Raw genomic sequence first — 1,085 nt, forward strand, 5'->3', positions numbered from 1 at the left:
GTGTCCAGTGTCAGACTGGAACCAACTCTTTTCCCATTCGACACCAATGCCGGCACGTGCCGTTAAGCCGCCTTGATTCGTAGCGCCAATCGAGCCGGAGATTTCTGCTGCTGAAGTAGACAGTGCAACGGCTGAAAGTACAGCGGCTACGATAGTTTTCGTCATGGCCCAGCATTCCTTTGATGTTGTTTCTAGGTACCCTAGGGATGGTCTGAAAAAGACTTCTCGAATCTGGTGAAATACGCCGATCCCGCCAGCCGAGTTTTTCCATGAAGCAGATGACCTTCGCCGACGCCGAGTACGCCGGCAAGCGCAAGCAGACCCGTAAAGAGCTGTTCCTGATCGAGATGGATCAGGTGGTGCCGTGGAAAGGACTGATTGCCTTGATCGAGCCGCATTACCCCAAGGGCGAAGGTGGTCGGCCCGCCTATCCTCTGCTGGCCATGCTGCGTATTCACCTGATGCAGAACTGGTTTGGCTACAGTGATCCGGCAATGGAGGAAGCGCTGTACGAGACGACCATCCTGCGCCAGTTCGCCGGGTTGAGCCTGGAGCGCATTCCCGACGAAACCACCATCCTCAACTTCCGTCGCTTGCTGGAGAAACATGAACTGGCAGCCGGCATCCTCGGCGTAATCAATGGCTACCTGGGGGATCGCGGCCTGTCGCTGCGCCAGGGCACTATCGTCGATGCCACACTGATCCACGCGCCCAGCTCGACCAAGAACCAGGACGGCAAGCGCGACCCGGAAATGCACCAGAGCAAGAAAGGGAACCAGTATTACTTTGGCATGAAGGCGCACATCGGCGTAGATGATGAGTCGGGGCTGGTACACAGCGTGGTAGGCACGGCAGCCAACGTGGCGGATATCACCCAGGTCGACAAACTGCTGCATGGAAGGAAAACATGGTCGGCGCCGACGCGGGTTACACCGGCGTAGAGAAACGCCCGGAACATGAAGGCCGGGAGGTGATCTGGCAGATTGCGGCCCGCCGCAGTACGTACAAGAAGCTGAGTAAGCGCAGTGCGCTGTACAAAGCCAAGCGCAAGATCGAGAAATCCAAGGCCCAGGTGCGCGCCAAAG

1 pseudogene is annotated in these 1,085 nt (G+C 57.6%); it reads left to right on the forward strand.

Annotated features, from left to right (window positions below):
- Nucleotides 1-269: 269 nt before the first annotated feature.
- A pseudogene (locus CVS30_RS17680) lies at nucleotides 270-1,085 on the forward strand (IS5 family transposase); the annotation flags it as partial.

It is taken from the genome of Arthrobacter psychrolactophilus (genome assembly GCF_003219795.1).
Lineage (GTDB): Bacteria > Actinomycetota > Actinomycetes > Actinomycetales > Micrococcaceae > Specibacter > Specibacter psychrolactophilus.